This window comes from Cellulomonas xylanilytica (assembly GCF_007989805.1).
GTDB lineage: Bacteria > Actinomycetota > Actinomycetes > Actinomycetales > Cellulomonadaceae > Cellulomonas > Cellulomonas xylanilytica.
Genome location: NZ_BJUB01000001.1, coordinates 161587 through 182647, shown reverse-complemented (window position 1 = coordinate 182647; position 21061 = coordinate 161587). Strand labels below are relative to the sequence as shown.

Genomic DNA, 21061 nt, shown 5'->3' with positions numbered 1-21061 from the left:
GCGGGCCGACGAGCATCACGGCCCGAGCGGCTGCCCGTCGGGGCAGCTCACGGTGCGCACACGGGCACCCGGCTCAGGACTGCGCCTCGTCCTGCGCGTCCCAGTCCTGGTTGCGCCGGCGCGCCTTCTCGAGCGCCTGGGCCGCCTCCTCACGGGTCGTGTAGGGCCCCATGAGCTTGGTCCAGTCGCTCTGCCGGCCCTCCTCGACCTGGTGGGTCTCGATGTTGAACCAGTACTTGTCCGCCACGGTGGTCTCCCTTCGTCGGGGCGCCGGTGCCGATGGCTGCTGACCGGCCGCGATGCCCTCCTGTCCGTAGACTGCCAGGTATGCCGCCCGTCCACGCGCCACGATCCGCCTTGGTCCCGGGCACGCTCAGCCCCCGCCGGTCCGTCCCGTCAGGGATCGCCCGTCCCGAGTACGTCGGTCGACCGGGCCCGGCGCGCTGGACCGGCAGCGACGTGCTCGACGCCGACATGATCGAGCGCGTCCGCGTCGCCGCGAGGATCGCCGCCCAGGCGCTCGAGCTCGTCGGCAGCCACGTGGCCCCCGGGGTCACCACCGACGAGCTGGACGCCATCGGCCACGACTTCCTGGTCGAGCACGGCGCGTACCCGTCGACGCTCGGCTACCGCGACTTCCCCAAGTCGCTGTGCACCTCGGTCAACGAGGTCATCTGCCACGGCATCCCCGACTCGACGGTGGTCGAGGACGGCGACATCGTGAACATCGACGTCACCGCCTACATCGGCGGGGTGCACGGCGACAACAACGCGACGTTCCTCGCCGGTGACGTGGACGAGGAGTCGCGGCTGCTCGTCGAGCGCACGCGCGAGGCGCTCGCGCGGGCGATCAAGGCGGTCGTTCCCGGGCGGGAGATCAACGTCGTCGGCCGCGTGATCGAGAAGTACGCGGCCCGCTTCGGGTACGGCGTGGTCCGCGACTACACCGGCCACGGCGTCGGTCCGGCGTTCCACACCGGCCTCGTCGTCCCCCACTACGACGCAGCACCCGCCTACGACACCCTCATCGAGCCGGGGATGGTGTTCACCATCGAGCCCATGCTCAACCTCGGCACGCCCGACTGGGTGATGTGGGACGACGACTGGACCGTCGTGACCGCCGACGGCCGGCGCAGCGCGCAGTTCGAGCACACCCTGCTGGTCACCGACACCGGAGCGGAGATCCTGACCCTGCCATGAGCCACCACAAGCAGAAGAACAGCGACCAGACGGCGTTCGGCGTCGACATCGGCGGGAGCGGGATCAAGGGCGCCCCGGTGTCCCTGTCCGACGGGCAGTTCGCGGCCGACCGGCTGCGCATCCCCACGCCGCAGCCGTCCACCCCCGACGCCGTCGCGGCGACCGTCGCGCAGGTCGTCGACTCGTTCCACCTCGGCAAGGACGTGCCGATCGGTGTCACGTTCCCCGCGGTGATCCTGCACGGCGTCGCGCAGTCCGCGGCGAACGTGGACAAGTCGTGGATCGGCACCGACGTCGAGAAGGCGGTGCACGACGCAACGGGACGCCGGGTGCTCGCCGTGAACGACGCGGACGCGGCCGGGTTCGCCGAGGTGCACTACGGCGCCGCCAAGGGCGTCGAGGGCGTCGTCCTCGTCGTGACGCTCGGCACCGGCATCGGCTCGGCCCTGATCGTGGACGGGCACCTGGTGCCGAACACCGAGCTCGGGCACCTGGAGATCGACGGGTACGACGCCGAGTCGCGAGCCGCCGAGAGCGTGCGCGACCGGGAGAACCTCGACTGGGAGCAGTGGGGCGAGCGCCTGCAGCGCTACTTCACGGTGGTGGAGAACCTGTTCTGGCCCGACCTGTTCGTCGTCGGCGGCGGCGTCAGCAAGCACCACGAGAAGTTCCTGCCCCTGCTCGACATCCGCACCAAGATCGTCCCCGCGCAGCTGCGCAACGCGGCGGGCATCGTCGGGGCGGCGGCGCTGGCGGCGCAGGCTCACGGCTGACGGTCCGCGCGACCTCGTCGAGGTCGCGCCCGGGATCCACGTCGCGACGAGCGCCGTCTACACGACCACGTCGACCGTCGTCGTGGGCGCCGGCGGGACGTGCCTGGTCGTTGACCCGGCAGTGACGGCTCGCGAGGTGGACGGTCTGGCCGCGACCATCCGCGCGCGGGGCTGGACGCCCGTGGCCGTCTGGTCGACGCACGCGCACTGGGACCACGTGCTCGACGGCCCCGGGCTCGCGCACCTGCCCCGCTGGTCCGCCGGGGTCCCGGGCACGGACCGCGAGACGCTCGCCGCGGAACGGGACGCCGATCCGGAGCTCGCCCGGAGCGGGGAGCCCGCGGCGCCGGTCGGCGCGGTCGCGACGCAGTACCCCGCCAGGTCACCCGGCGTCCTCGACTGGCCGGGCCCGACCGTCCAGGTCCTCGTCCACGCCGCCCACTCCCGGCCGGCCACCGCCCTCTTCCTGCCCGGCTCCGGCGTGCTCGTGGCGGGCGACCTGCTCTCCGACGTCGAGATCCCGTTGCTGGACCTGTCCGCGGAGGACCCCGTCGGCGACCACGTCCGGGCGCTCGACCTGCTGGAGGCCACCGGTGCCGACGTCGTCGTCCCCGGCCACGGCCACGTCGGGCGCGACCTCGACCGGCGGCTCGCCGCCGACCGCGCCTACCTCGCAGGGCTCGTCGCCGGGGTCCCGGCCACGGACCCGCGTGCCGACCTGCCGTGGACGGCAGCAGCCGACGCCGCCCAGCAGGCCGCCGTGGCACCATGACCGGCATGGGATGGCTCATCGCGGTCGTGATGCTCGCCCTCCTGCTCGTCGCGGTCGACCGGATGGTGGCTCGCGGCTGGTTCGACCGCCGCCGACCCCGCGAGCGGCGACCCACCGGGGGCGTGGCCGGGTCCGGGGCGTTCGGCGCGCTCGTCGACGTCTTCCAGCCCAACCGCGAGTACCTGACCGCCGAGCAGGACCGCCAGCAGCTCGAGATCAAGCAGACCGGCGACGGGCGGCTCGACCTCGACGCGGGCGTGGTCCGGCTGGACCGGGGACCGTCACCGAGGTAACCGCTCGCGCGCGTCGGTGCTCCCCCCTAGCGTGCGGTGGATGACGCCTGTGGTCTCCCACCTGACGATCGACGCCGCCGACCCGCACGTCCTCGCCCGCTGGTGGCGGGACGTCCTGGGCTGGACCTACGTCTGGGAGCCGGCCGAGGACGACGACGAGATCGCCATCGAGCCCCCTGACGGCGGGGCGACCGGCTGGCTGTTCATCAAGGTGCCCGACGTCAAGGCGGCCAAGAACCGCCTGCACGCCGACCTGCGTCCGCCCAACGGCTCCGACCAGGCCACCGAGCTCGAGCGCCTGCTCTCGCTCGGCGCCACCCGCGTCGACATCGGGCAGGGCGACGTGCCGTGGCACGTGCTCGCGGACCCCGAGGGCAACGAGTTCTGCCTGCTGCGCCGCACCCCGGACCAGCTCGCTGCGGCCCTCGCTGCCGAGGCGTCCGGCACCTGATCGTTCCCCCGCACGGGTGACGGAGGCGCGCGAGGGTCGAATTCGGACGAATCGGTCGGTACCTTCCGGGGATGATCAGCGCCGCACTACCGGTCCTGGGCGACGTCGCCTGGCACGACTGGGAGCAGTGGGCCCCGCTCGCCGTCTCCGTCCTCACGCTCGTCGCCGCCCTCGGCGCCTGGATCGTCGCGGGCCGCGCCGCCCGCCGCTCGAAGCGGCAGGCCGAGGCGACGATCAAGCAGACCAGGGTGTTCGACGAGCAGGTCGCGATCGCCCGCGACGCTGTCGCTCTCGCGCGCCAGGAGGCGCAGAGCGCACGCACCGACGCCGACCGGCAACGCGCCGAGGCCGACCGGATGCGCCGCATGCTCGAGGAGGCGCGGCTCGACGTGCTGGCCCCGACGATCGTCGCCCGGGCGTTCCCGGAAGGGAACGGCACGCCCGGCCGTCCCACGCTCGAGTACTGCCAGCTCACCACCGGCGGTCAGGACCGGTGGCGGCAGCTCACCGGGCAGCTGCAGGTGGGCCGCGACGAGACGTACGCGTTCCGCACCGCGCTGACGATCTGGTTCGAGAACGTGTCCGACGGCGTGGCCCAGGTCAACGTCATCGAGCCCGCCGGCGGCGAGCTGGACCTGCTGCCGGGGCACCCGCTGGTCGTCCCCGCACGGGAGTCCCGCAGCGTCACGTGGATGCGGCTGTGGACGTCCCGGGACCTCGACAGCGACGCACGCATCCAGGACCCGGCCGCGTGGCTGTTCAACCTCACGTTCACGGTGACCGACCTCGGCGTGCACGTGCGCGACACGTACGCGTTCGACGGCGACCTGCGGTTCTTCGACCGCGACGGCGCATGGCTCGTCGTCATGCCCGAGCCGCCCCTGCCGTGGACCTCCGACGTCGCGTCGATGCTGACCGGTCGCACCTACGAGTCGCTGCCCGCCTCCGTCAGCTGAGCGCGGCCCGCACGAGCGTCGACAGCTTCTTGCCGTCCGCGGACGCACCGGCGCGCGCCGTCGCCTCCTTCATCACCGCACCCATGTCCCGCACCGAGGTCGCGCCGACGTCGGCGACGACCGCGGTCACCAGTGCCTGCAGCTCGTCGTCGGACAGCTGCGCGGGCAGGTACGTCTCGATGAGGTCCGCCTCGGCCGTCTCGGTCGCGGCACGCTCGGGCGCACCCGCGTCCGTGTAGATCTGCGCCGAGTCGCGGCGCTTCTTGACCTCGCGCGCCAGGATCCTCAGCACCTCGTCGTCCGAGAGGTCCTTCTCGACCGTGCCCGCCTTGGCCTCGAAGCGCACCGCACCGATGATCTGGCGCAGGACGCCCGTGCGCTCGGTGTCCCGGGCCTTCATGGCGGTGGTCAGGTCGGACGTCAGCTGGTCGAGGGTGCTCATGAGAGCCATCGTGCCCTGCGCGTCCAGATGAGGCAGGCGGAATACGGCCGCCGGGTCACGGCAGGACGTAGTACGCGATCCCCTCGTACTGCCAGTTCGCGGTGTCCGTGGTCCGCAGCTGGCGCGACTCGGCCCGGTTCGCGGTGAAGTGGTGCTGACCGAACCGCGGGCTCCAGAACCGGTACATGGGCACCGACCCGGTCACGGGCGACGTCGACGCGCAGTACGCCACGCCCTCGAAGGTCCAGTCGGGATCGGTCGCGATGATGTGCAGCTTCTCGGCATCGCTGGCCGTGTAGAAGTGGTGCAGGTACCGAGCGGAGTAGAAGCGGTACACCGGGGTCGCCCCCGGGCACTCGCCGCCGACCGGCTGCCACGCCGCGAACGCCCGGCCCTCGTCGATCCAGCTCGGGTAGGTCGAGTTGATCGTGTCCCGCTCGAGGGCGCTCATCGTGAAGAGGTGCGCGTTGCTGAGGCTGGGGTTCCAGAACCGGTACACGGACGTCGACGAGAGCGCCGGGGCCGCGGAGACCGGGCGGTGCGGCAGTGTCTCGCACGCGATCCCGTCGCCGTCGGCGTCGAGCCGGTCCGGGTCGCCGATCTGCCCGTCGAGGTGGTCCTGCGCGTCCTCCTGGTAGGAGAAGTCGACGCAGTCGACGTCGGTCGACACGGCCGACGCGGCGGAGGCCGGCAGGACGACGGCTGCGGCGGACACGGCGACGAGCACGACACGGGCGAGGCGGGTGATCACCCTCCTGCAACGGCAGGTCCGGCCGCGGTCTTGACCGTCGGGCGCGGTGTCTGCGGTCACACGAGACGGTGCGGATGAGTCAGTCGATACGCCGGGTTCTATTCTGGCCTTATTCTGACCAGCGCCGATGCTCCGGAATCTGGCTCTGACCTGCACAAACGTCTCACGTTGTCTCACGCCAGATCAGGCGGTTTCACGAGATCTTGCGGACTAACCGCGGACTAAACGCGCGTTCAGTTTTTCTGACAGCCCACATACGGCCGCATGTCACCACTCCCCCGTACCGTCCCCGGCATGGATTACTCGCGGTGGATACGCATGCACGGTGACCCACCCGGGCAGACCCCGATCGAGCCGTACCGGTCCGCGACTGTGCGCAGCGATCTCTACTCGGGCGAGACCGTCGGGATCCCCGTGGTCGTCGTCTCGCGCGCACCCGCACCCCCGTCCCCTGCGGAGTGGTTGTGCGTCCGGCAGACGCTCGGGCATGAGCGGCACTGGTTCGCGTGGGTGCCAGCCGAGCGCGTCACGGCGCGTTAGATCGGGCTAGCCCTGACCCATCCGCCACACGTTGTATCGCCGCCACGCCCAGACACACCACTCACCGGGGCCGCCGTCAGGCTTCTTCGGGATCCGCCGCTCGATCAGCTTCCTCTGGGCAATCATCTCGACCCGCGTGCGCATCAACTCAAGGGGCTGGTTGCCAGCGATCTTCCAAGAGTTGTGTTCGGCATCGGCGAAGGTGGCGTTAAGGTCGCCGTTCGCCTGCTCGTATGGCTCAATCCACAATGCACGATTGATCGGAATGTCGACGTGCCGCCGGGTCCGGGGCGGGATCAGCCCGAGATCACGCGACTCACCCTCACCGGGTGGAGGCTGGTTTGGTGCACCCTCCGGGGTGCGTTCGTACATATGGTATTCGACCCGGGCCCCGTAGATGGGCTTGTTGCTGGCGTTGTGGAAAACGATTCGATACATGGGCTGTTTGGGAAGCAGCGGCCCGCCCGCAGCAGTGGCGGCGGTGTCGACCAGTTCGCCGACTCGTTCGGCCCACACCCAGACTCGATGGGCTTGCTTCCACAGATCGTGCCGCTCGCGTTCGTGTCGATCGCGTGCAACAGAACGCTGCGCGGACGCCCCGAGCCAAACTGCGACCAGTACCGCCAACACGGTTCCGATCGCCGTCGCGACGTCCCAGAAACTGTCCTCGACCGCGACGTGCACCACTCGGTTCATGTTCTCCAACGGTAGGGACGCGCAGGGAAGCCGAACGATCGACACTCCGGCAGCGTGCCTCCCGTTCGTCGGTCAGCGCGAGATCGATGGAACGGGCTCGTAGTCGAGCCGCTGCGCCGCCAGTTCGGCACGCCGCATCTCCGTGCGGGCCTCGTGCGGCGTCAGCGGTCGCAGCGTGCGCGGGTACGACTTGCCATCCTTCGCGGTCACGTAGTCCGGCAGGGTGCCCACGTGGGCACCCTCGATGTCCCGCTGCAGCGTGCCGCGTCCGATCTTCAGGGCCTCGGCGATCGCGACCTGCGAGTGACCCTGTTCGGCGAGCGCCACGACGACGGCTCGCCGCTGTTCGGGGTCCATGTGCCGGCGGTGCAGATTGACCTCGCGAGCGATCGCGGCGGCGTGCTCGTCGTCGTCCACGACGTGCACGACGGGCTGGTATCGAACGCCGAGCTCGTCGGCGATGCGCGAGCGGTGGTGCCCGTCGATGATGCGCCCGTGCTGGTCGATGAGCACGGGCACGAGCACGCCGAACCGCTCGATCGAGGGTGCTCACGTCAGCACCCTGACGGACGTGCGACCGGTAGCACATGCCTGGCGTTCGGACCCTCACCGATCGGACCGTGCAGGGTGGGGAACTCCCCACCCTGCGGCGCATCACGACGTCGGGCAATGTATGCGGCTGCATAGACTGCGACCCGACTCCAAGCGCACCCTGCAGGGTGCCGACGTCGGCACCCTCACGATCCGGCGCAAGTGCCGACGTCGGCACATGTGCCCGAGCGGGCACATGCATGCGTCGGCGGTCGAGACGCTCGACACGTACTCGCACCTGTGGCCGGATTCTGACAGTCGGACCCGTGAGGCCGTCGATGCCGCGATGACGCGAAACGTCTTGCGGACCAACCGCGGACTAGCGACCTAGTCGCAGAGCGTTTGTGCTGGTCAAAGCGTTGAAAGCGGATGAGTCAGTCGATACGCCGGGTTCTGTCCTCGCGCGCGGTTGCCCGCACTGCGCGAGTGGCGGCCATCCCTCTACGACGCACGTTGCCGTACGCCTCCAGCGGCCTACCCGGGAGCTCGGGCGAGCAGCCCTCGAACGCTCCCTGTCTGACCTTGCTCCGGGTGGGGTTTACCTAGCCGCACCGGTCGCCCGGCACGCTGGTGGTCTCTTACACCACCGTTTCACCCTTACCCGACCGGCGGACCGGTCGGGCGGTCTGTTCTCTGTGGCACTGTCCCGCGGGTCACCCCGGGTGGGTGTTACCCACCACCCTGCTCTGCGGAGCCCGGACGTTCCTCGGCGAGCCCGGAGGCTCGACGCGGCCGCCTGACTGACTCATCCGCGGCGCCAGCATAGTCGCCCGATCGCCACCCATCCGTCTGCTGGTCGGCGTCGAACCACCGGCATGGAGATCACGGAATCACTGACCCGTCGCGAGCGAGTGATCCTCGCGCACCTGGCCCTGCCGCTGACGCTCGGGGAGATCGCCGCGTCGCTCTTCGTCACACGGAACACCGTGAAGTCGCAGGTCCGCTCGATCTACCAGAAGCTCGGCACCACCGACCGCGAGTCGGCGCTGGCGGCCGGTCGCGAGCGTGGGCTGGTCCCTGCGGACCTGGCGCTGCCCGAGGCGGAGCAGCCGCGCCGGCGGCTGATGGAGGTGCCGCGCCCGTCGGTTCAGACGTCCACGCGGTAGGTCAGGGACAGCTCGTCGCCGGACACGCCACGAATCCCCCAGTTCTCCGGCGGGCTCTCGATGATGATGACCTCGAGGTCGTCGGCGGCCAGGCCGAGGGTGGGGGCGACGTCGTCGTAGAACGCTGCGATGAGAGCGCGCCTCGCCTCGCGCGACCGTCCGGTGAAGCAGAGGATCTCCACGACGAGGTAGTCCTTGCCCCGGGGGGCCACGAGGTCGTCGGCGTCGAGGAGCAGGAAGCGGTGGAACCGCTTGTCCTCGGGGAGTCCCCAGGTGCCGACGACCGCGCGGTGGACCGCGTCGGACACGGATCCCCGGCGGTCCTGCCAGACGTCGCGCCGGCCGTAGATCTTCACGTGCGCCATGGGGGTCCTCCTCGCGCTGCACCGTCGCGCGGAGCCTACAGTTCAGGCGTGCTCGTGCTCCTGCCGCCCTCCGAGGGCAAGACGCCGCCGCGCGCCCGCGGCCCCCAGCTCGACCTCGACAGCCTCTCCTCCCCAGGCCTGAACCCGGTGCGGGAGAAGGTCCTCGACGCACTGGTCGAGGCCAGCGCGTCGCCGGACGCCATGCGGGTGCTGGGGGTCGGGGCGAGCCTCGATGCCGAGGTGGCGCGCAACGTGCACCTGCGCAGCCTGCCGACGGGGGCGGCGAAGCACGTCTACACGGGTGTGCTGTACGCCGCGGCCGGGCTCGACCGGCTGACGCCGACCGGGCGGGCACGGGCGAGCGAGAGCCTGCGGATCGTCTCAGGCCTGTGGGGCCTGGTCGCACCCGACGACCGGATCCCCGCCTACCGGCTGTCCATGGGCACGGACCTGCCGGGGATCGGACCGCTGGCGGGGGCGTGGCGAGGCGCGCTCGGCGTCGAGCTCGAGGCGCGGGCCGACGGTGAGCTCGTGGTCGACTGCCGGTCCGCGACGTACCTCGCCGCGTGGCACCCGCCGCGGTCCGCCGACTGGGTGCAGGTGCGTGTCCTGCGCGAGCTCGACGGGAGCCGGTCGGTGGTCTCGCACAACGCGAAGCACACGCGCGGGGTGCTCACCCGTCACCTGCTGACCCGACGTGGTCGCGCCCCGCAGGACGCCGAGGGTCTGGCACGTGTCGCCCGGGAGCTCGTCGGGTCCGCGCTCCTCGCGGTGGAGCTCGGCCCGCCCACGCGCGGCGCGCGCACGCTCGAGCTCGTCGTGGCCTGAGTGGCGCGCCGGCGGGCCGTCCCGTGGTGGCTGGTCGCGGTCGTGGTGACCGTGCTCGTGCTCGTCAGCGGCGCGCTGCCCGCGCAGGACGCCCGCGAGCTGGCCGAGCGGACCCTGCCCGTCCTCGTCTTCGTCGCGGCGCTGACCGTGGTCGCCGAGATGTGTGCGGGCGCGGGGCTGTTCGACGCGGCCGCGGGGCTGGCGTCCCGGGTCGCGCGCGGGCATCGCTGGGCGCTCTGGGCCCTCGTCGTGGTGCTGGCGACCGTGAGCACCGCCGTCCTGTCCCTGGACACGACCGCGGTGCTGCTCACGCCGGTCGTCATCGCTCTTGCCCGGCGCACCCGCACGCCACCGCTGCCGTTCGCGCTCGCGGTCCTGGCGCTGGCCAACACCGCCTCGCTCGTCCTGCCGGTGTCCAACCTGACCAACCTGCTGGCCGACCACACCCTGCGCGCGGCCGGTGTCGGGTACCTGGGCCTGATGTGGGCGCCGGCCGTCGCGGCGGTCGTGGTCACCGTGGCGGTCCTGGCGATCCGTGACCGGCGGTCGCTGGGCGGCACGTACGAGCCGGGCCCGACGCACCCGGCTCGCGACCGGACACTGCTCGTCGTGTGCGCGGTCACGGTCGGCGTGCTCGCCATCGCGTTCGTCGTCGGCGCACCGACCGCTCCCACCGCGATCGTCGTGGCCGTCGTGCTGCTGGCGGTGACGCTGGCCCGGCACCAGAAGCTCCCCGTGGCCGCGCGCGACCTGGTGCCGTGGCGGACGCTGCTCGTCGTCCTGGGCCTCTTCGTCGTCGTCGCGACCGCCCACGCCCAAGGGCTCGGCGCGCTGCTCGGGCAGGCGGCCGGCACCGGGAACGGTCCGGCGGCGCTCCTTCAGCTGGCCGCGACGGGTGCCCTCGCGTCGAACGCGATGAACAACCTGCCCGCGTACCTGGCGCTGGAGCCGGCGGCCGGGTCCGACCCGCTGCGCGTCGCTGCGCTGCTCGTCGGTACCGGGGTGGGGCCGTTGATCACGCCCTGGGGCTCGCTGGCGACGGTGCTGTGGTGGCAGCGGTGCCGCACGGTGATGCTCGGTGTCCCGGCCGGCACGATCGTGCGTCAGGGGTTGCTGCTCGCCCCGCTCACGGTCGTCGCTGCCACGCTCGCGCTGGTCGCCGCGAGCTGACGGCTCAGGACGACCAACCCTCGCTCGGCACACCGACCACCGCGATCTCGTCGCGACGGTCCGCGAAGAGGCGCACGATGCTCACCGACGCGGGCGCGACCCGCAGCTGGCTCCACGACGACGGCTGCGCCCCCATCGTCACGCCGAGCGCGGCGCGGATGGCCACGGCGTGGCTCACGACGACGACCGTCCGGTCGACCCCCTCAGCCAGCAGCTGGTCCAGACCGCGCTGCAGCCGGCGACCGACGTCCTCGATCGACTCGCCACCCGGTGGCCGGAGGTCGGCCTTCGTGTGCCACGGCTCGAGCTGCCCGGGCCACCGCTCCTCGATCTGCTCGGCGGTCAGGCCCTGCCACTCCCCGAAGTTCGCCTCCTGGAACGCCTCGTCCGTCCGGACGGCCAGACCCAGCTTCTCGGCGATGACCGCGCTGGTCTGCTGCGTGCGGACCATGGGCGAGGCGATGATCTCGCTCGGGTACGGGATGTCGCCCCACAGGTCCCGTCCGACGCGGTCGACCAGGTCGGCGGCGTCACGGGCCTGCCGCAGACCGGTCTCGTCCAGGGGCGGGCCGGGCTCCCCGGAGCCGGAGTACCCGCGCGTAACGGTCATGGTCGTCTGCCCGTGCCGGACGAGGACCACCGTGACCGGCTGCTCCTCGTCGAACCGGACGCCTGCGCCGGACGGCCGCGGCGCCCGTCTCGGCGGCGAACCCGCGGGGTCGGCGGGGGTGGTCTCCAGCGGTTCGGCGGCGTCGCTCACGCCTCGCAGTCTGTCCCTCCGACGCGGGTCGCGCGAGCCGCGGATCAGCCCTTCGCGGGTTCCGGGAGGCGCACGAGGATCCGGCCGCACTCCTCGCAGCGCACCACCTGGTCCTCGGGTGCCTTGACGATCGCCTCGACGTCGAGCGGGTTCAGCTCGAGCCGGCAGCTCTCGCACCGGCGCCCGCGCAGTGCGCCGGCGCCCTTGCCGCCCAGCTGGGCGCGCAGCCGCTCGTAGAGCGTCACCAGCCCGGCGTCCAGACCGTCGGCGGCCGTCGCGCGCTCGGCGCGGACCGTCTCCGCCTCGGCGTCGAGCGCGGCGTACGCGGCATCGCGCTCAGCCTCGACCCCGGCGCGCTTCTCGGCGAGCGACTCGTGCGCGGTCGTGACCTCGGCGAGCGCCTTCTCGTGAGCCTCGAGCCGCTCCATGACGTCCAGCTCGACCTCCTCGAGCTCGGACTGCCGGCGTCCGAGGGTCACCAGCTCGCTCTGCAGCGCCTGGAGGTCCTTGGGGCTGCCGGTGCCGGAGTCCAGCCGGGCCTGGTCGCGCGCGGCACGCACGCGCACCTGCTCGACGTCGGCCTCCGCCTTGCGCAGCTCGCGCTGCAGGTCGCTCACGGCCGTCTGGGAGGTCACCAGGGCGGTGTGCAGGTCCGTGACCTGCGAGTCCAGCTCGGTCAGCCGCGCGAGCTCCGGCAGGGTGCGCTTCTTGTGGGCGATCTGGTCCAGGCGCGTGTCGAGAGCCTGGACGTCGAGCAGTCGGCGCTGGTCCGCTGCGGGTGCAGTCGTCACGGGTGTCCTTCCGGGGGTGCTTCGGGGTCGTGCTCTCCATGCGGTTCCGGGCTCGCGACGCGTCCCGTCCACGGGTCGGTGCTCACCGTGCTGACGCGGGTCTCCACCGTAGTGCCCGCGGCGGCGGCGTCCTGCTCCAGGGCGCGGGCCGCGTGCGCGAGCCACGGCCACTCGGAGGCGAAGTGGGCGACGTCGAGAAGGTACGGCGTGGACGAGCCGTCGTGCTCGGCGCGCTCGCGGAGCTCGGACGTCGGGTGGTGGCGCAGGTCCGCCGTCACGTAGGCGTCGACGCCGGACGCCCGGACCGCGTCGAAGAACGAGTCGCCCGACCCGCCGACGACCGCCACGCGCTCGACCCGCCCCTCGGGATCGCCGGCGAACCGCACGCCCTGCGCGGTCGCGGGGAGCGCAGCCGCGACCGAGGCCGCGAACGCCCGCAGCGTCGTGGGCTCGCGCAGCGACCCCACACGACCGGTGCCCGTCGAGCCGGGCCACGACGCCAGCTCGAGCACGTCGAACGCCGGCTCCTCGTAGGGGTGGGCGGCGCGCATCGCGGCGACGATGGACGAGCGGAGGCGACGCGGGGCAACCATCTCGACCCGGGCCTCGACCACGCGCGACGCCGTACCGGCGGACCCGATCGTCGGCGACGCCGCGTCGGACGGCGTGAAGGTCCCCTCGCCCGTCGACGTCCACGCGCACCGCGTGTACTCGCCGATCGCCCCGGCGCCCGCGGCGGCGAGCGCGTCGACCAGCCGCTCCGCGTCCCCGACCGGGACGAACACCACGTGCTTGTCGAGCGCCTCCACGGGCGCCGCGTCCAGCGGGACCGTGCCGACGAGGCCGAGCGCCGCCGCGAGGGCGTCGTTGACTCCCCCGGCCGCCGCGTCCGCGTTGGTGTGCGCCGTGTACAGCGCCGTGCCGGAGCGCACGAGGGTGTGCAGCAGCGCCCCCTTGAACGTCGTCGCCGCGATCGAGTGAACCGGGCGCAGGAGGAGGGGGTGGTGCGTCACGACGAGGTCGGCACCCCAGGCGACCGCCTCGTCGACGACGGCAGCCACCGGGTCGACCGCGAGGAGCACGCGGCGGACGGGCTGGCCGGGATCACCGGTGACCAGACCCACCGCGTCCCAGGACTCGGCCGTGGACGGGGGGTAGCGCCGCTCGAGCAGCCGGACGACGTCGCTCAGGACCGGTGCGCTCACGTGCCGCACGCTACCGGTCCGACGTCTCGACGCGGTCGCCGACGGTGACCGACCCGGGTCGGACGGGGACCATCTGGATCCCGAACCACACCTCGCCGTCGCGGCGCCGGTGCCGGGCGAGCGACGCCAGCGGCTCCTTGCCCTTGACCTGCGTGTCCGGGTCGATCGTCGTCATGACGCACCGGCCGCAGTGGTCGGCGAACCGCAGCTCGACGTCCCCGACGACGAGCCGCGCCCAGCCGTCCTCGGCGAACGGCTCGAGGTCCCCGTCGACCACCAGGTTCGGCCGGAACCGCCGCACGTCCAGCGGTCGCCACGGCTCGGGCGCCGGCTGCCCGGCAGCGAGGGCGCGCTCGACGCGCTCGTCGTGGAGCTCGGCCGCCCAGGTGTCCAGGCGACGCAGCGACGCGGTCGTCGTGACGTGCACCGGTCCGGTGTCGACCAGGGCCAGCGGGTCGTCGGCAGAGCCGCCGTGCTTCTCCGACATCCCGCGCCGAGCGGGGTCGTCCAGGTGGACCAGACGGACGGGCCGCCCGACCAGCTCGGAGCACCACGCGTCGGCCTCGTCACCCGCTCGGGTCGCCGTGTCGAGGCGGCTGAGCCGGACGGGGACGTCCGGTGGTCCGGCGGGCACGCCCACGACCAGGTCGGTCAGGCCGGGCGCCGAGAGGCGCACCCCGGGACCGTCGGGGGTCGCGACCGCGGAGAGCATCCGGGGGTGCTTGCGCGCGGTGACCGTGTCGCCGTCGGCGTCGACCACCATCCAGCGCCGGTCCCCGCGCGGGCCGGCGACGCCCAGCTCCAGGGAGTCGAGCACGGTGCCCGCGAACGACTTCACCGGGTACACCGTCAGCCGGGAGACGAACGGCAGGGTCGCGGGCATGGCTGGACCCTAACAACCGGTCCGTGCGGTGGGCCCGGCCGGTTTCGAACCGGCGACCTCCGCGGTGTAAGCGCGGCGCTCTGACCAGCTGAGCTACAGGCCCCAGAGCCACCCGACCAGCGGGCGGCTCGACGGTCGCCCAGCCTACCGGCGGGCGTGGTCGTCAGGCGGAGAGCTCCGCCAGCGCGGCACGGTATGCGGAGAAGTCGCGGGCCCGTCCGGGAGGGTTGACCAGGCTCCAGCGCAGCACGCCCTCGGCGTCGACCAGGAAGCTGCCGCGCACGGCCATTCCTCGGCTCTCGTCGAAGACACCGTAGGCGCGTGCCACCTCGCCGTGCGGCCAGAAGTCGGAGAGCAGGTCGAAGGCGAAGCCCTCCTGGGCCGCCCAGGCGCGCAGGGAGTGGCCAGGGTCGCACGACACGACGACGACATGGGCGCCGGCCTGCTCGAACTCCTTGATGTTGTCCCGGAGCTCGCAGAGCTCACCGGTGCACGTGCCGGAGAACGCGAACGGGACGAACACGATGACGGCCGGACCGCCCCGCAACCCGCTGAGGGTCACCGGCGTGCCGTGCGTGTCCGGGAGCGAGAACTCCGGGGCGGGAGCCCCGATCGGGGGCGTGGTGCGGTCGGTGGAGTCCATGGCGCGGACTGTAACAACGACCGCGGTGCCGTGCGAGGTGCGGTACGACCAGCGGTCAGCGACCGCGTCCGCGCGCGCCGAGCCGGGTGGCGGACCAGTCGGGCGCGATCGAGAACGTGGTCATGGCGTGCAGACCCGAGGTGGTCGCCGCCTCCTCGATGTCGCTGTGGGACACGTGCCCGGGCCGCCCCGCCTTCGGGGTGAGGACCCAGATGGGGCCGCCGTCGTCGAGCACCGTCATGGCGTCCACGAGCGCGTCGGTCAGGTCGCCGTCGCCGTCCCGGAACCAGATGACGGCACCGTCGGTGACGTCGTCGTACTCCTCGTCGACCAGCTCCGTGCCGGTCACGGTCTCCAGGCTGGTGCGCAGCTCGTCGTCGACGTCGTCGTCGTAGCCGAACTCCTGGACCACCTGGCCCGAGGTGAAGCCCAAGCGGGCGGCCGTCTGCGACGCGCCTTCGTCCGCGGTGGATGACACGTCCGGACCGCTCCCTCCGTCTCGGCGGTCCCGTCCGGGGACCGCCTGCTCATTGCCGCACACGCTAGCCCACCGCACCCGGACGGGCGCACGCAAGACCTGCACGGATGACGGTGTCGCGGCGTCGCGGGACCCGAGCGCGAGCCGAGCAGGGACCACTGTCACGGACGTCACGTGGACGTTCCTGCTACTCGGTGTGACTTTCGGGCCCTCGGGGTCCGAGAATGGGTCGACTACCCGCACCCGTCGTCGCCGCCCACACCGGCGTGCGTCCGGCGGTTCGGGCCAGATGCGCCGCCGATGCCGACCGGGCTCGTGCGCGCGGACGAGAGGCAAGGAGCGCTGGTGGCTTCGATCGACGAGACAGGACCGCTCATCGGTGGCCTGCTCAGCCAGGTGCCGGACATCGATCCGGACGAGACCGGCGAGTGGGTGGAGTCCCTCGACGGACTCATCGACGAGAAGGGCGGTCCCCGCGCGCGGTACGTGCTGCTGAGCATGCTGCGGCACGCGCGACAGCGGAACGTGGCCATCCCGGCCTCGCTCAACACCCCCTACGTCAACACCATCGCGGTGCAGGACGAGCCCTACTTCCCGGGCGACGAGGCGCTCGAGCGCCGCTACCGCTCGTGGATCCGCTGGAACGCCGCGGTGATGGTCACGCGGGCCCAGCGGCCCGGCGTGGGCGTCGGCGGGCACATCTCCTCCTACGCGTCCGTGGCGACGCTGACCGAGGTGGGCCTCAACCACTTCTTCCGCGGCAAGGACCACCCGGGTGGTGGCGACCAGGTCTACTTCCAGGGCCACGCCTCCCCCGGCGTCTACGCCCGCGCCTTCCTCGAGGGGCGCCTGTCCGCGCACCAGCTCGACGGGTTCCGCCAGGAGCTCTCGCACCCGGGCGGCGGCCTGCCGTCGTACCCGCACCCGCGCCTGGCGCCGGACCTGTGGGAGTTCCCGACGGTCTCGATGGGCCTGGGGCCCTCCAGCGCGATCTACCAGGCCTGGACCAACCGGTACCTGCACCTGCGCGGCATCAAGGACACGAGCCAGCAGGACGTCTGGGCGTTCCTCGGCGACGGCGAGATGGACGAGCCCGAGTCCCGAGGCATGCTGCAGCTGGCCGGACAGCAGGGTCTGGACAACCTGACCTTCGTCGTCAACTGCAACCTGCAGCGTCTCGACGGCCCGGTCCGCGGCAACGGCAAGATCATCCAGGAGCTCGAGGCGCAGTTCCGTGGCGCCGGCTGGAACGTCATCAAGGTCGTCTGGGGTCGCGAGTGGGACGCGCTGCTCGAGGCCGACAAGGACCGCGCGCTCGTCAACCTGATGAACACGACGCCCGACGGCGACTTCCAGACCTACCGTGCCGAGAACGGCGCGTTCATCCGCGAGAACTTCTTCGGCCGCGACCCGCGGACCAAGCAGCTCGTGGAGAAGATGACGGACGACGAGATCTGGGCGCTCAAGCGCGGCGGTCACGACTACCGCAAGATCTACGCCGCCTACAAGGCTGCTCGCGAGCACACGGGGCAGCCGACCGTCATCCTGGCGCACACCATCAAGGGCTACGGCCTGGGCTCCGGCTTCGCCGGGCGCAACGCCACGCACCAGATGAAGAAGCTCAAGGCGGACGACCTCAAGACCCTGCGGGACTCGCTGCGCATCCCGATCACGGACGAGCAGATCGACGAGAACCCGTACGTCCCGCCGTACTTCCACCCGGGCGCCGAGGACGAGGGCATCCAGTACATGCTCGAGCGCCGCCGCCAGCTCGGTGGGTTCGTGCCGGAGCGTCGCTCCACGCACAAGCCGCTCACGCTGCCGGCGGACAAGGTCTACGAGGGCCTGGCCAAGGGCTCGGGGCAGCAGGAGGTCGCCACGACGATGGCGCTCGTGCGCCTGTTCAAGGACCTGGTGCGGGACAAGGAGTTCGGTCACCGCCTGGTGCCGATCATCCCCGACGAGGCGCGCACGTTCGGGCTCGACTCGATCTTCCCGAGCGCCAAGATCTTCAACACCAACGGCCAGAACTACATGTCCGTGGACCGCGAGCTCATGCTCTCCTACAAGGAGTCCGAGTCCGGCCAGATCATGCACACGGGCATCAACGAGGCCGGTTCGGCCTCCGCGTTCCAGGCCGTCGGCACGTCGTACGCGACGCACGGCGAGCCGCTGATCCCGTTCTACTTCTACTACTCGATGTTCGGGTTCCAGCGCACCGGCGACCAGTTCTGGGCCGCCGGGGACCAGATGGCCCGCGGGTTCCTCATCGGCGCCACCGCCGGCCGCACCACCCTGACCGGTGAGGGCCTGCAGCACGCCGACGGCCACTCGCCCCTCCTGGCCGGGACCATGTCCCACGTCGTGCACTACGACCCGGCGTACGGGTACGAGATCCGGCACATCGTCAAGGACGGCATCGAGCGGATGTACGGCGAGGGTCACGACCGTGACCGCGACGTCATCTACTACCTCACCGTCTACAACGAGCCCATGCAGCAGCCGGCCGAGCCCGAGGGCGTCGACGTCGAGGGCATCCTGCGCGGGATCCACCTGGTCGCACCGGCCGAGGGTGACGGGCCGCGCGCCCAGATCCTGGCGTCGGGCGTCGCGGTGCCGTGGGCGCTCGAGGCCAAGAAGCTCCTTGCCGAGGACTGGGGCGTCCAGGCCGCGGTGTGGTCGGTGACCAGCTGGAACGAGCTGCGCCGCGATGGGCTCGCCGCGGACCAGCACGCGTACCTGCACCCCGGCGAGGAGGAGCGCGTGCCGTACCTGACGGCCAAGCTCCAGGGTGCCGAGGGCCCGTTCGTCGCGACGACGGACTTCGACCACCTCGTCGCCGACCAGGTCCGCGCCTGGGTGCCCGGCCCGTACGCCACGCTGGGCGCCGACGGCTTCGGCTTCTCGGACACCCGCGCGGCGGCCCGTCGGCACTTCAAGATCGACGGCCCGTCGACGGTGGTGCGCGTGCTCCAGCAGCTCGCGCGCTCTGGCGCGGTGGCCGCCGAGGCGCCGGCCCAGGCGATCGAGCGCTACCGCCTGGACGACGTCACGGCCGGCACGTCCGGCAACACGGGCGGCGACAGCTGAGCTGACGCGCTGACGACGAAGGCCCGGGCTCCGCGGAGGAGCCCGGGCCTTCGTCGTGCGGTCGTCAGGTGCCGGGGATGGTCTGCTCGGCGTGCGCGACGTCACGCTCGAGCTCGCGCCGCAGGTCGGCGATCTCGCGCTGGTTCGGGTACAGGTCGAGGGCGGCGATGTGCTGCTTGGCCTCGAGCGGCCGGCCGGCCTCGATCGACGCCAGCACGAGCTGGCGGGCGACCTCGGGGTCGTGCTCGCGCGGCCGCCAGTGACCCACCCCGAGACCGAGGGCGTCGACCGGCAGGCCGGCCTCACGCAGCAGGCCCAGCGCCTCGACCAGCGCCTTGCCCGACGGGTCACGCTCGGCGGCGGTGGTCAGCCGGCGCAGCGTGCCCTCGTGGTCGTCGTGCACCGACAGGCGCGCGACCTCGATGAGCGGGTACCAGGCCCGCGGGTTGCCCGCGAGCTCCTCGCCGAGCGCCCAGACGGCCAGGTCGGCAGCGCGCTGCCGCTCGGTGTCCGTGGTCTCGGCGGAGAGCGGGTCGTGGTCGGGACTGGCCTCCGCAGCCCGGCGACGGACGATCTCCGCGAGGGCGACGAAGGCCCGGTCGTTGTTCGGGTCGTCGCTGAGCATCGAGCGCAGCGCGTCCTCGTGGAGCGTGTCGCCGCGCCGCGCAGCAGTCGTCGGTCGGCGCGCGCCGACCCGCGAGGCCGAGGACGGCCGTCGCATGAGCTGACGCAAACGGGGCAGAAGAGCCATGACGCGACCCTATCCGCTGGGGGCGGACCACACCCTTTCGACGACATACCTCACACTCGCCAGGCACGGCCGACAGGGCGGCGACGGACCGTCCTTTGTCGACTTCCCACAATCCCCGACCCTATGCTCGGCCCATGTCCAGCTCACCGCGCGGGAAGGGCTCCGCCCCCGCCACTGCGTCCGACCAGCCGGACCCGGCACCGGCACCGAGCCGGCCGCGGCGCTCGGCGCCCGCCCGCCTGCGCACGCCGGTGCTCGAGGCGCGGGGCGGACCCGAGACCCAGCGCCGGGTGCGCGACAGCGCCGGGCTGCTCTCCGCGGCGGCCATGCGCCGGCTCGACGACGACCTCGAGTGGTACCGCGCGCTGCCCGCGGAGGACCGCTCCTGGGTGGGGCTGGTGGCCCAGGCAGGCATCACCGCGTTCGTCACCTGGTTCGCGGAGCCGACGCGCCCGCCCCACGGCGTCGGGGACATCTTCGCGGCCGCGCCGCCCGAGCTCACGCGGTCCATCTCGCTGCAGCACACGCTCCAGCTCGTCCGCGTCGTCGTCGACGTGGTCGAGACCCACAGCGACCGCCTCGCCGCCCCGGGCGACGAGCGCGAGGTGCGCGAGGCGGTGCTGCGCTACTCGCGCGAGGTCGCGTTCTCCGCGGCCGAGGTCTACGCCCGCGCCGCCGAGGTCCGCGGTGCCTGGGACGCCCGCCTCGAGGCGCTCGTGGTCGACGCGCTCGTGCGCGGGGACGTCGACGACGCGCTGCGCTCACGGATCGCGGCGCTCGGCTGGAGCGGACGGGGATCGACGCTGGTCATGGTCGGGACGACGACGTCCGCCCTCGACGACGTCCGGGCCGCCGAGCTGCGTCGCGCGACCCGCCGCGCCGCCGACGACGCCCTGGTCGGCATCCAGGGCGACCGGCTCGTCGTCTTCCTGGGCGGGGAGGGTGACCTGCTGGCCGCCGCGGGGACGCTCCTGCCCCGGTTCGGGCCCGGTCCCGTGGTGATCGGGCCGGTGGTGGGCGACCTGACGGACTCCGCGCGGTCCGCGCGAGCCGCGCTGTCCGGCCTGCTCGCCGCCCCCGCGTGGGAGCAGGCACCCCGCCCCGTGCAGGCCGACGAGCTCCTCCCGGAGCGCGTCCTCATCGGGGACGTCACCGCCCGCCGGACGCTCGTCGCGCAGGCCTACGCGCCGCTCGCCGCCAGCCCCGGGTCCCTCCTGGAGACGGTGTCGGCGTACCTGGGCACCGGACGCTCGCTCGAGGCCGCGGCGCGCACGCTGTACGTGCACCCCAACACGGTCCGGTACCGCCTGCGCCGCGTCGCCGACGTCACCGGCTGGGACCCGCTGGACGCCCGCGAGTCGTACGTGCTCCAGACCGCGCTGGCGCTCGGCCGGCTGGACGCCGTGGAGCCTGCTCCCGCGGTCGGCCCGCGCTGACCATGCACGGCGACGGGAGCGACGCGTTGTAGGAGTCGCACAAGGGTGCCCGACAAGGTTGGTGCACGCCGTGAGGCGGGTCGGCTCGCT

24 protein-coding genes, 1 tRNA gene and 1 other RNA gene are annotated in these 21061 nt (G+C 72.5%); 11 read left to right on the top strand and 15 right to left on the bottom strand.

The window, feature by feature from the left end:
• Positions 1-73: 73 nt before the first annotated feature.
• Positions 74-247: an SPOR domain-containing protein gene (locus CXY01_RS00835; protein WP_146925172.1), complete on the bottom strand. Its 174-nt coding sequence runs from the start codon at positions 245-247 to the stop codon at positions 74-76.
• Positions 248-327: 80 nt separating this feature from the next.
• Between CXY01_RS00835 and map the strand changes: the two genes are divergently transcribed.
• The 6 genes from map (at position 328) to CXY01_RS00805 (ending at position 4445) form a co-directional block, all read left to right on the top strand.
• Positions 328-1200, top strand: coding sequence for a type I methionyl aminopeptidase (gene map / locus CXY01_RS00830; RefSeq protein WP_146925171.1), 873 nt, complete (start codon positions 328-330; stop codon positions 1198-1200).
• On the top strand, positions 1197-1973 hold the full coding sequence (gene ppgK, locus CXY01_RS00825; protein ID WP_146925170.1) for a polyphosphate--glucose phosphotransferase: 777 nt from the start codon (positions 1197-1199) through the stop codon (positions 1971-1973). The genes map and ppgK overlap by 4 nt, the downstream gene beginning before the upstream one ends.
• A gap of 34 nt (positions 1974-2007) precedes the next feature.
• A complete protein-coding gene (locus CXY01_RS00820) occupies positions 2008-2745 on the top strand; it encodes an MBL fold metallo-hydrolase (protein WP_146925169.1) in 738 nt (245 codons plus the stop codon).
• 5 nt (positions 2746-2750) lie between these two features.
• Positions 2751-3038 carry a DUF6191 domain-containing protein gene (locus CXY01_RS00815; RefSeq protein WP_146925168.1) on the top strand — a complete coding sequence of 96 codons (288 nt, stop codon included), beginning with the start codon at positions 2751-2753 and terminating at the stop codon, positions 3036-3038.
• A gap of 40 nt (positions 3039-3078) precedes the next feature.
• On the top strand, positions 3079-3489 hold the full coding sequence (locus CXY01_RS00810) for a VOC family protein (RefSeq protein WP_146925167.1): 411 nt from the start codon (positions 3079-3081) through the stop codon (positions 3487-3489).
• Positions 3490-3560: 71 nt separating this feature from the next.
• Complete coding sequence (locus CXY01_RS00805; protein WP_146925166.1) at positions 3561-4445, top strand: hypothetical protein; 885 nt, start codon at positions 3561-3563, stop codon at positions 4443-4445.
• On the opposite strand, the gene CXY01_RS00800 is transcribed toward CXY01_RS00805, so the two are convergent.
• From CXY01_RS00800 to rnpB, 5 genes are all read right to left on the bottom strand, one after another.
• The gene (locus CXY01_RS00800; RefSeq protein WP_146925165.1) at positions 4438-4887 is read right to left on the bottom strand and encodes a GatB/YqeY domain-containing protein; all 450 of its coding nucleotides are present in this window, start codon (positions 4885-4887) and stop codon (positions 4438-4440) included. The genes CXY01_RS00805 and CXY01_RS00800 overlap by 8 nt on opposite strands.
• Positions 4888-4942: 55 nt before the next feature.
• A complete protein-coding gene (locus CXY01_RS20730; protein ID WP_186813245.1) occupies positions 4943-5638 on the bottom strand; it encodes an excalibur calcium-binding domain-containing protein in 696 nt (231 codons plus the stop codon).
• A gap of 546 nt (positions 5639-6184) precedes the next feature.
• Entirely contained in the window at positions 6185-6874 is a 690-nt protein-coding gene (locus CXY01_RS00790; RefSeq protein WP_146925164.1) for a hypothetical protein, read from the bottom strand.
• A 72-nt stretch (positions 6875-6946) separates the two neighbouring features.
• Positions 6947-7414 carry a ParB/RepB/Spo0J family partition protein gene (locus CXY01_RS00785; RefSeq protein WP_146925163.1) on the bottom strand — a complete coding sequence of 156 codons (468 nt, stop codon included), beginning with the start codon at positions 7412-7414 and terminating at the stop codon, positions 6947-6949.
• 417 nt (positions 7415-7831) lie between these two features.
• Positions 7832-8213, bottom strand: an RNA gene (rnpB, locus tag CXY01_RS00775) — RNase P RNA component class A.
• A gap of 67 nt (positions 8214-8280) precedes the next feature.
• On the opposite strand from rnpB, the gene CXY01_RS21365 reads away from it, so the two are divergent.
• Positions 8281-8571 carry a LuxR C-terminal-related transcriptional regulator gene (locus CXY01_RS21365; RefSeq protein ID WP_146925162.1) on the top strand — a complete coding sequence of 97 codons (291 nt, stop codon included), beginning with the start codon at positions 8281-8283 and terminating at the stop codon, positions 8569-8571.
• On the opposite strand, the gene CXY01_RS00765 is transcribed toward CXY01_RS21365, so the two are convergent.
• Positions 8553-8936, bottom strand: a complete 384-nt coding sequence (locus CXY01_RS00765) for a tautomerase family protein (RefSeq protein ID WP_146925161.1) — start codon at positions 8934-8936, stop codon at positions 8553-8555. The two genes, CXY01_RS21365 and CXY01_RS00765, sit on opposite strands and share 19 nt — an antisense overlap.
• Positions 8937-8984: 48 nt before the next feature.
• On the opposite strand from CXY01_RS00765, the gene CXY01_RS00760 reads away from it, so the two are divergent.
• Positions 8985-9764 carry a YaaA family protein gene (locus tag CXY01_RS00760; protein WP_146925160.1) on the top strand — a complete coding sequence of 260 codons (780 nt, stop codon included), beginning with the start codon at positions 8985-8987 and terminating at the stop codon, positions 9762-9764.
• Positions 9765-10934, top strand: coding sequence for an SLC13 family permease (locus CXY01_RS00755; protein ID WP_146925159.1), 1170 nt, complete (start codon positions 9765-9767; stop codon positions 10932-10934).
• A 4-nt stretch (positions 10935-10938) separates the two neighbouring features.
• Here the strand turns inward: CXY01_RS00755 and CXY01_RS00750 are convergent, their stop codons facing one another.
• The 7 genes from CXY01_RS00750 to CXY01_RS00720 form a co-directional block, all read right to left on the bottom strand.
• On the bottom strand, positions 10939-11694 hold the full coding sequence (locus CXY01_RS00750; RefSeq protein ID WP_246124896.1) for a histidine phosphatase family protein: 756 nt from the start codon (positions 11692-11694) through the stop codon (positions 10939-10941).
• A 44-nt stretch (positions 11695-11738) separates the two neighbouring features.
• On the bottom strand, positions 11739-12485 hold the full coding sequence (locus CXY01_RS00745) for a zinc ribbon domain-containing protein (RefSeq protein ID WP_146925158.1): 747 nt from the start codon (positions 12483-12485) through the stop codon (positions 11739-11741).
• Positions 12482-13690, bottom strand: a complete 1209-nt coding sequence (locus CXY01_RS00740) for a Nif3-like dinuclear metal center hexameric protein (protein ID WP_146925157.1) — start codon at positions 13688-13690, stop codon at positions 12482-12484. Before CXY01_RS00740 ends, CXY01_RS00745 begins: the two co-directional genes overlap by 4 nt.
• A gap of 10 nt (positions 13691-13700) precedes the next feature.
• Positions 13701-14573, bottom strand: a complete 873-nt coding sequence (locus CXY01_RS00735; RefSeq protein ID WP_146925156.1) for an MOSC domain-containing protein — start codon at positions 14571-14573, stop codon at positions 13701-13703.
• 29 nt (positions 14574-14602) lie between these two features.
• Positions 14603-14676 (bottom strand) — tRNA-Val (locus CXY01_RS00730).
• 60 nt (positions 14677-14736) lie between these two features.
• On the bottom strand, positions 14737-15216 hold the full coding sequence (locus tag CXY01_RS00725; RefSeq protein ID WP_146925155.1) for a peroxiredoxin: 480 nt from the start codon (positions 15214-15216) through the stop codon (positions 14737-14739).
• A 55-nt stretch (positions 15217-15271) separates the two neighbouring features.
• Complete coding sequence (locus tag CXY01_RS00720; protein WP_146925154.1) at positions 15272-15694, bottom strand: DUF3052 domain-containing protein; 423 nt, start codon at positions 15692-15694, stop codon at positions 15272-15274.
• A gap of 345 nt (positions 15695-16039) precedes the next feature.
• Between CXY01_RS00720 and aceE the strand changes: the two genes are divergently transcribed.
• Positions 16040-18784: a pyruvate dehydrogenase (acetyl-transferring), homodimeric type gene (gene aceE / locus CXY01_RS00715; RefSeq protein WP_146925153.1), complete on the top strand. Its 2745-nt coding sequence runs from the start codon at positions 16040-16042 to the stop codon at positions 18782-18784.
• Between the two features lie 64 nt (positions 18785-18848).
• On the opposite strand, the gene CXY01_RS00710 is transcribed toward aceE, so the two are convergent.
• Positions 18849-19535, bottom strand: a complete 687-nt coding sequence (locus tag CXY01_RS00710) for a hypothetical protein (protein WP_246124894.1) — start codon at positions 19533-19535, stop codon at positions 18849-18851.
• A 134-nt stretch (positions 19536-19669) separates the two neighbouring features.
• On the opposite strand from CXY01_RS00710, the gene CXY01_RS00705 reads away from it, so the two are divergent.
• The gene (locus tag CXY01_RS00705; protein WP_146925152.1) at positions 19670-20971 is read left to right on the top strand and encodes a PucR family transcriptional regulator; all 1302 of its coding nucleotides are present in this window, start codon (positions 19670-19672) and stop codon (positions 20969-20971) included.
• Positions 20972-21061 lie beyond the last annotated feature (90 nt).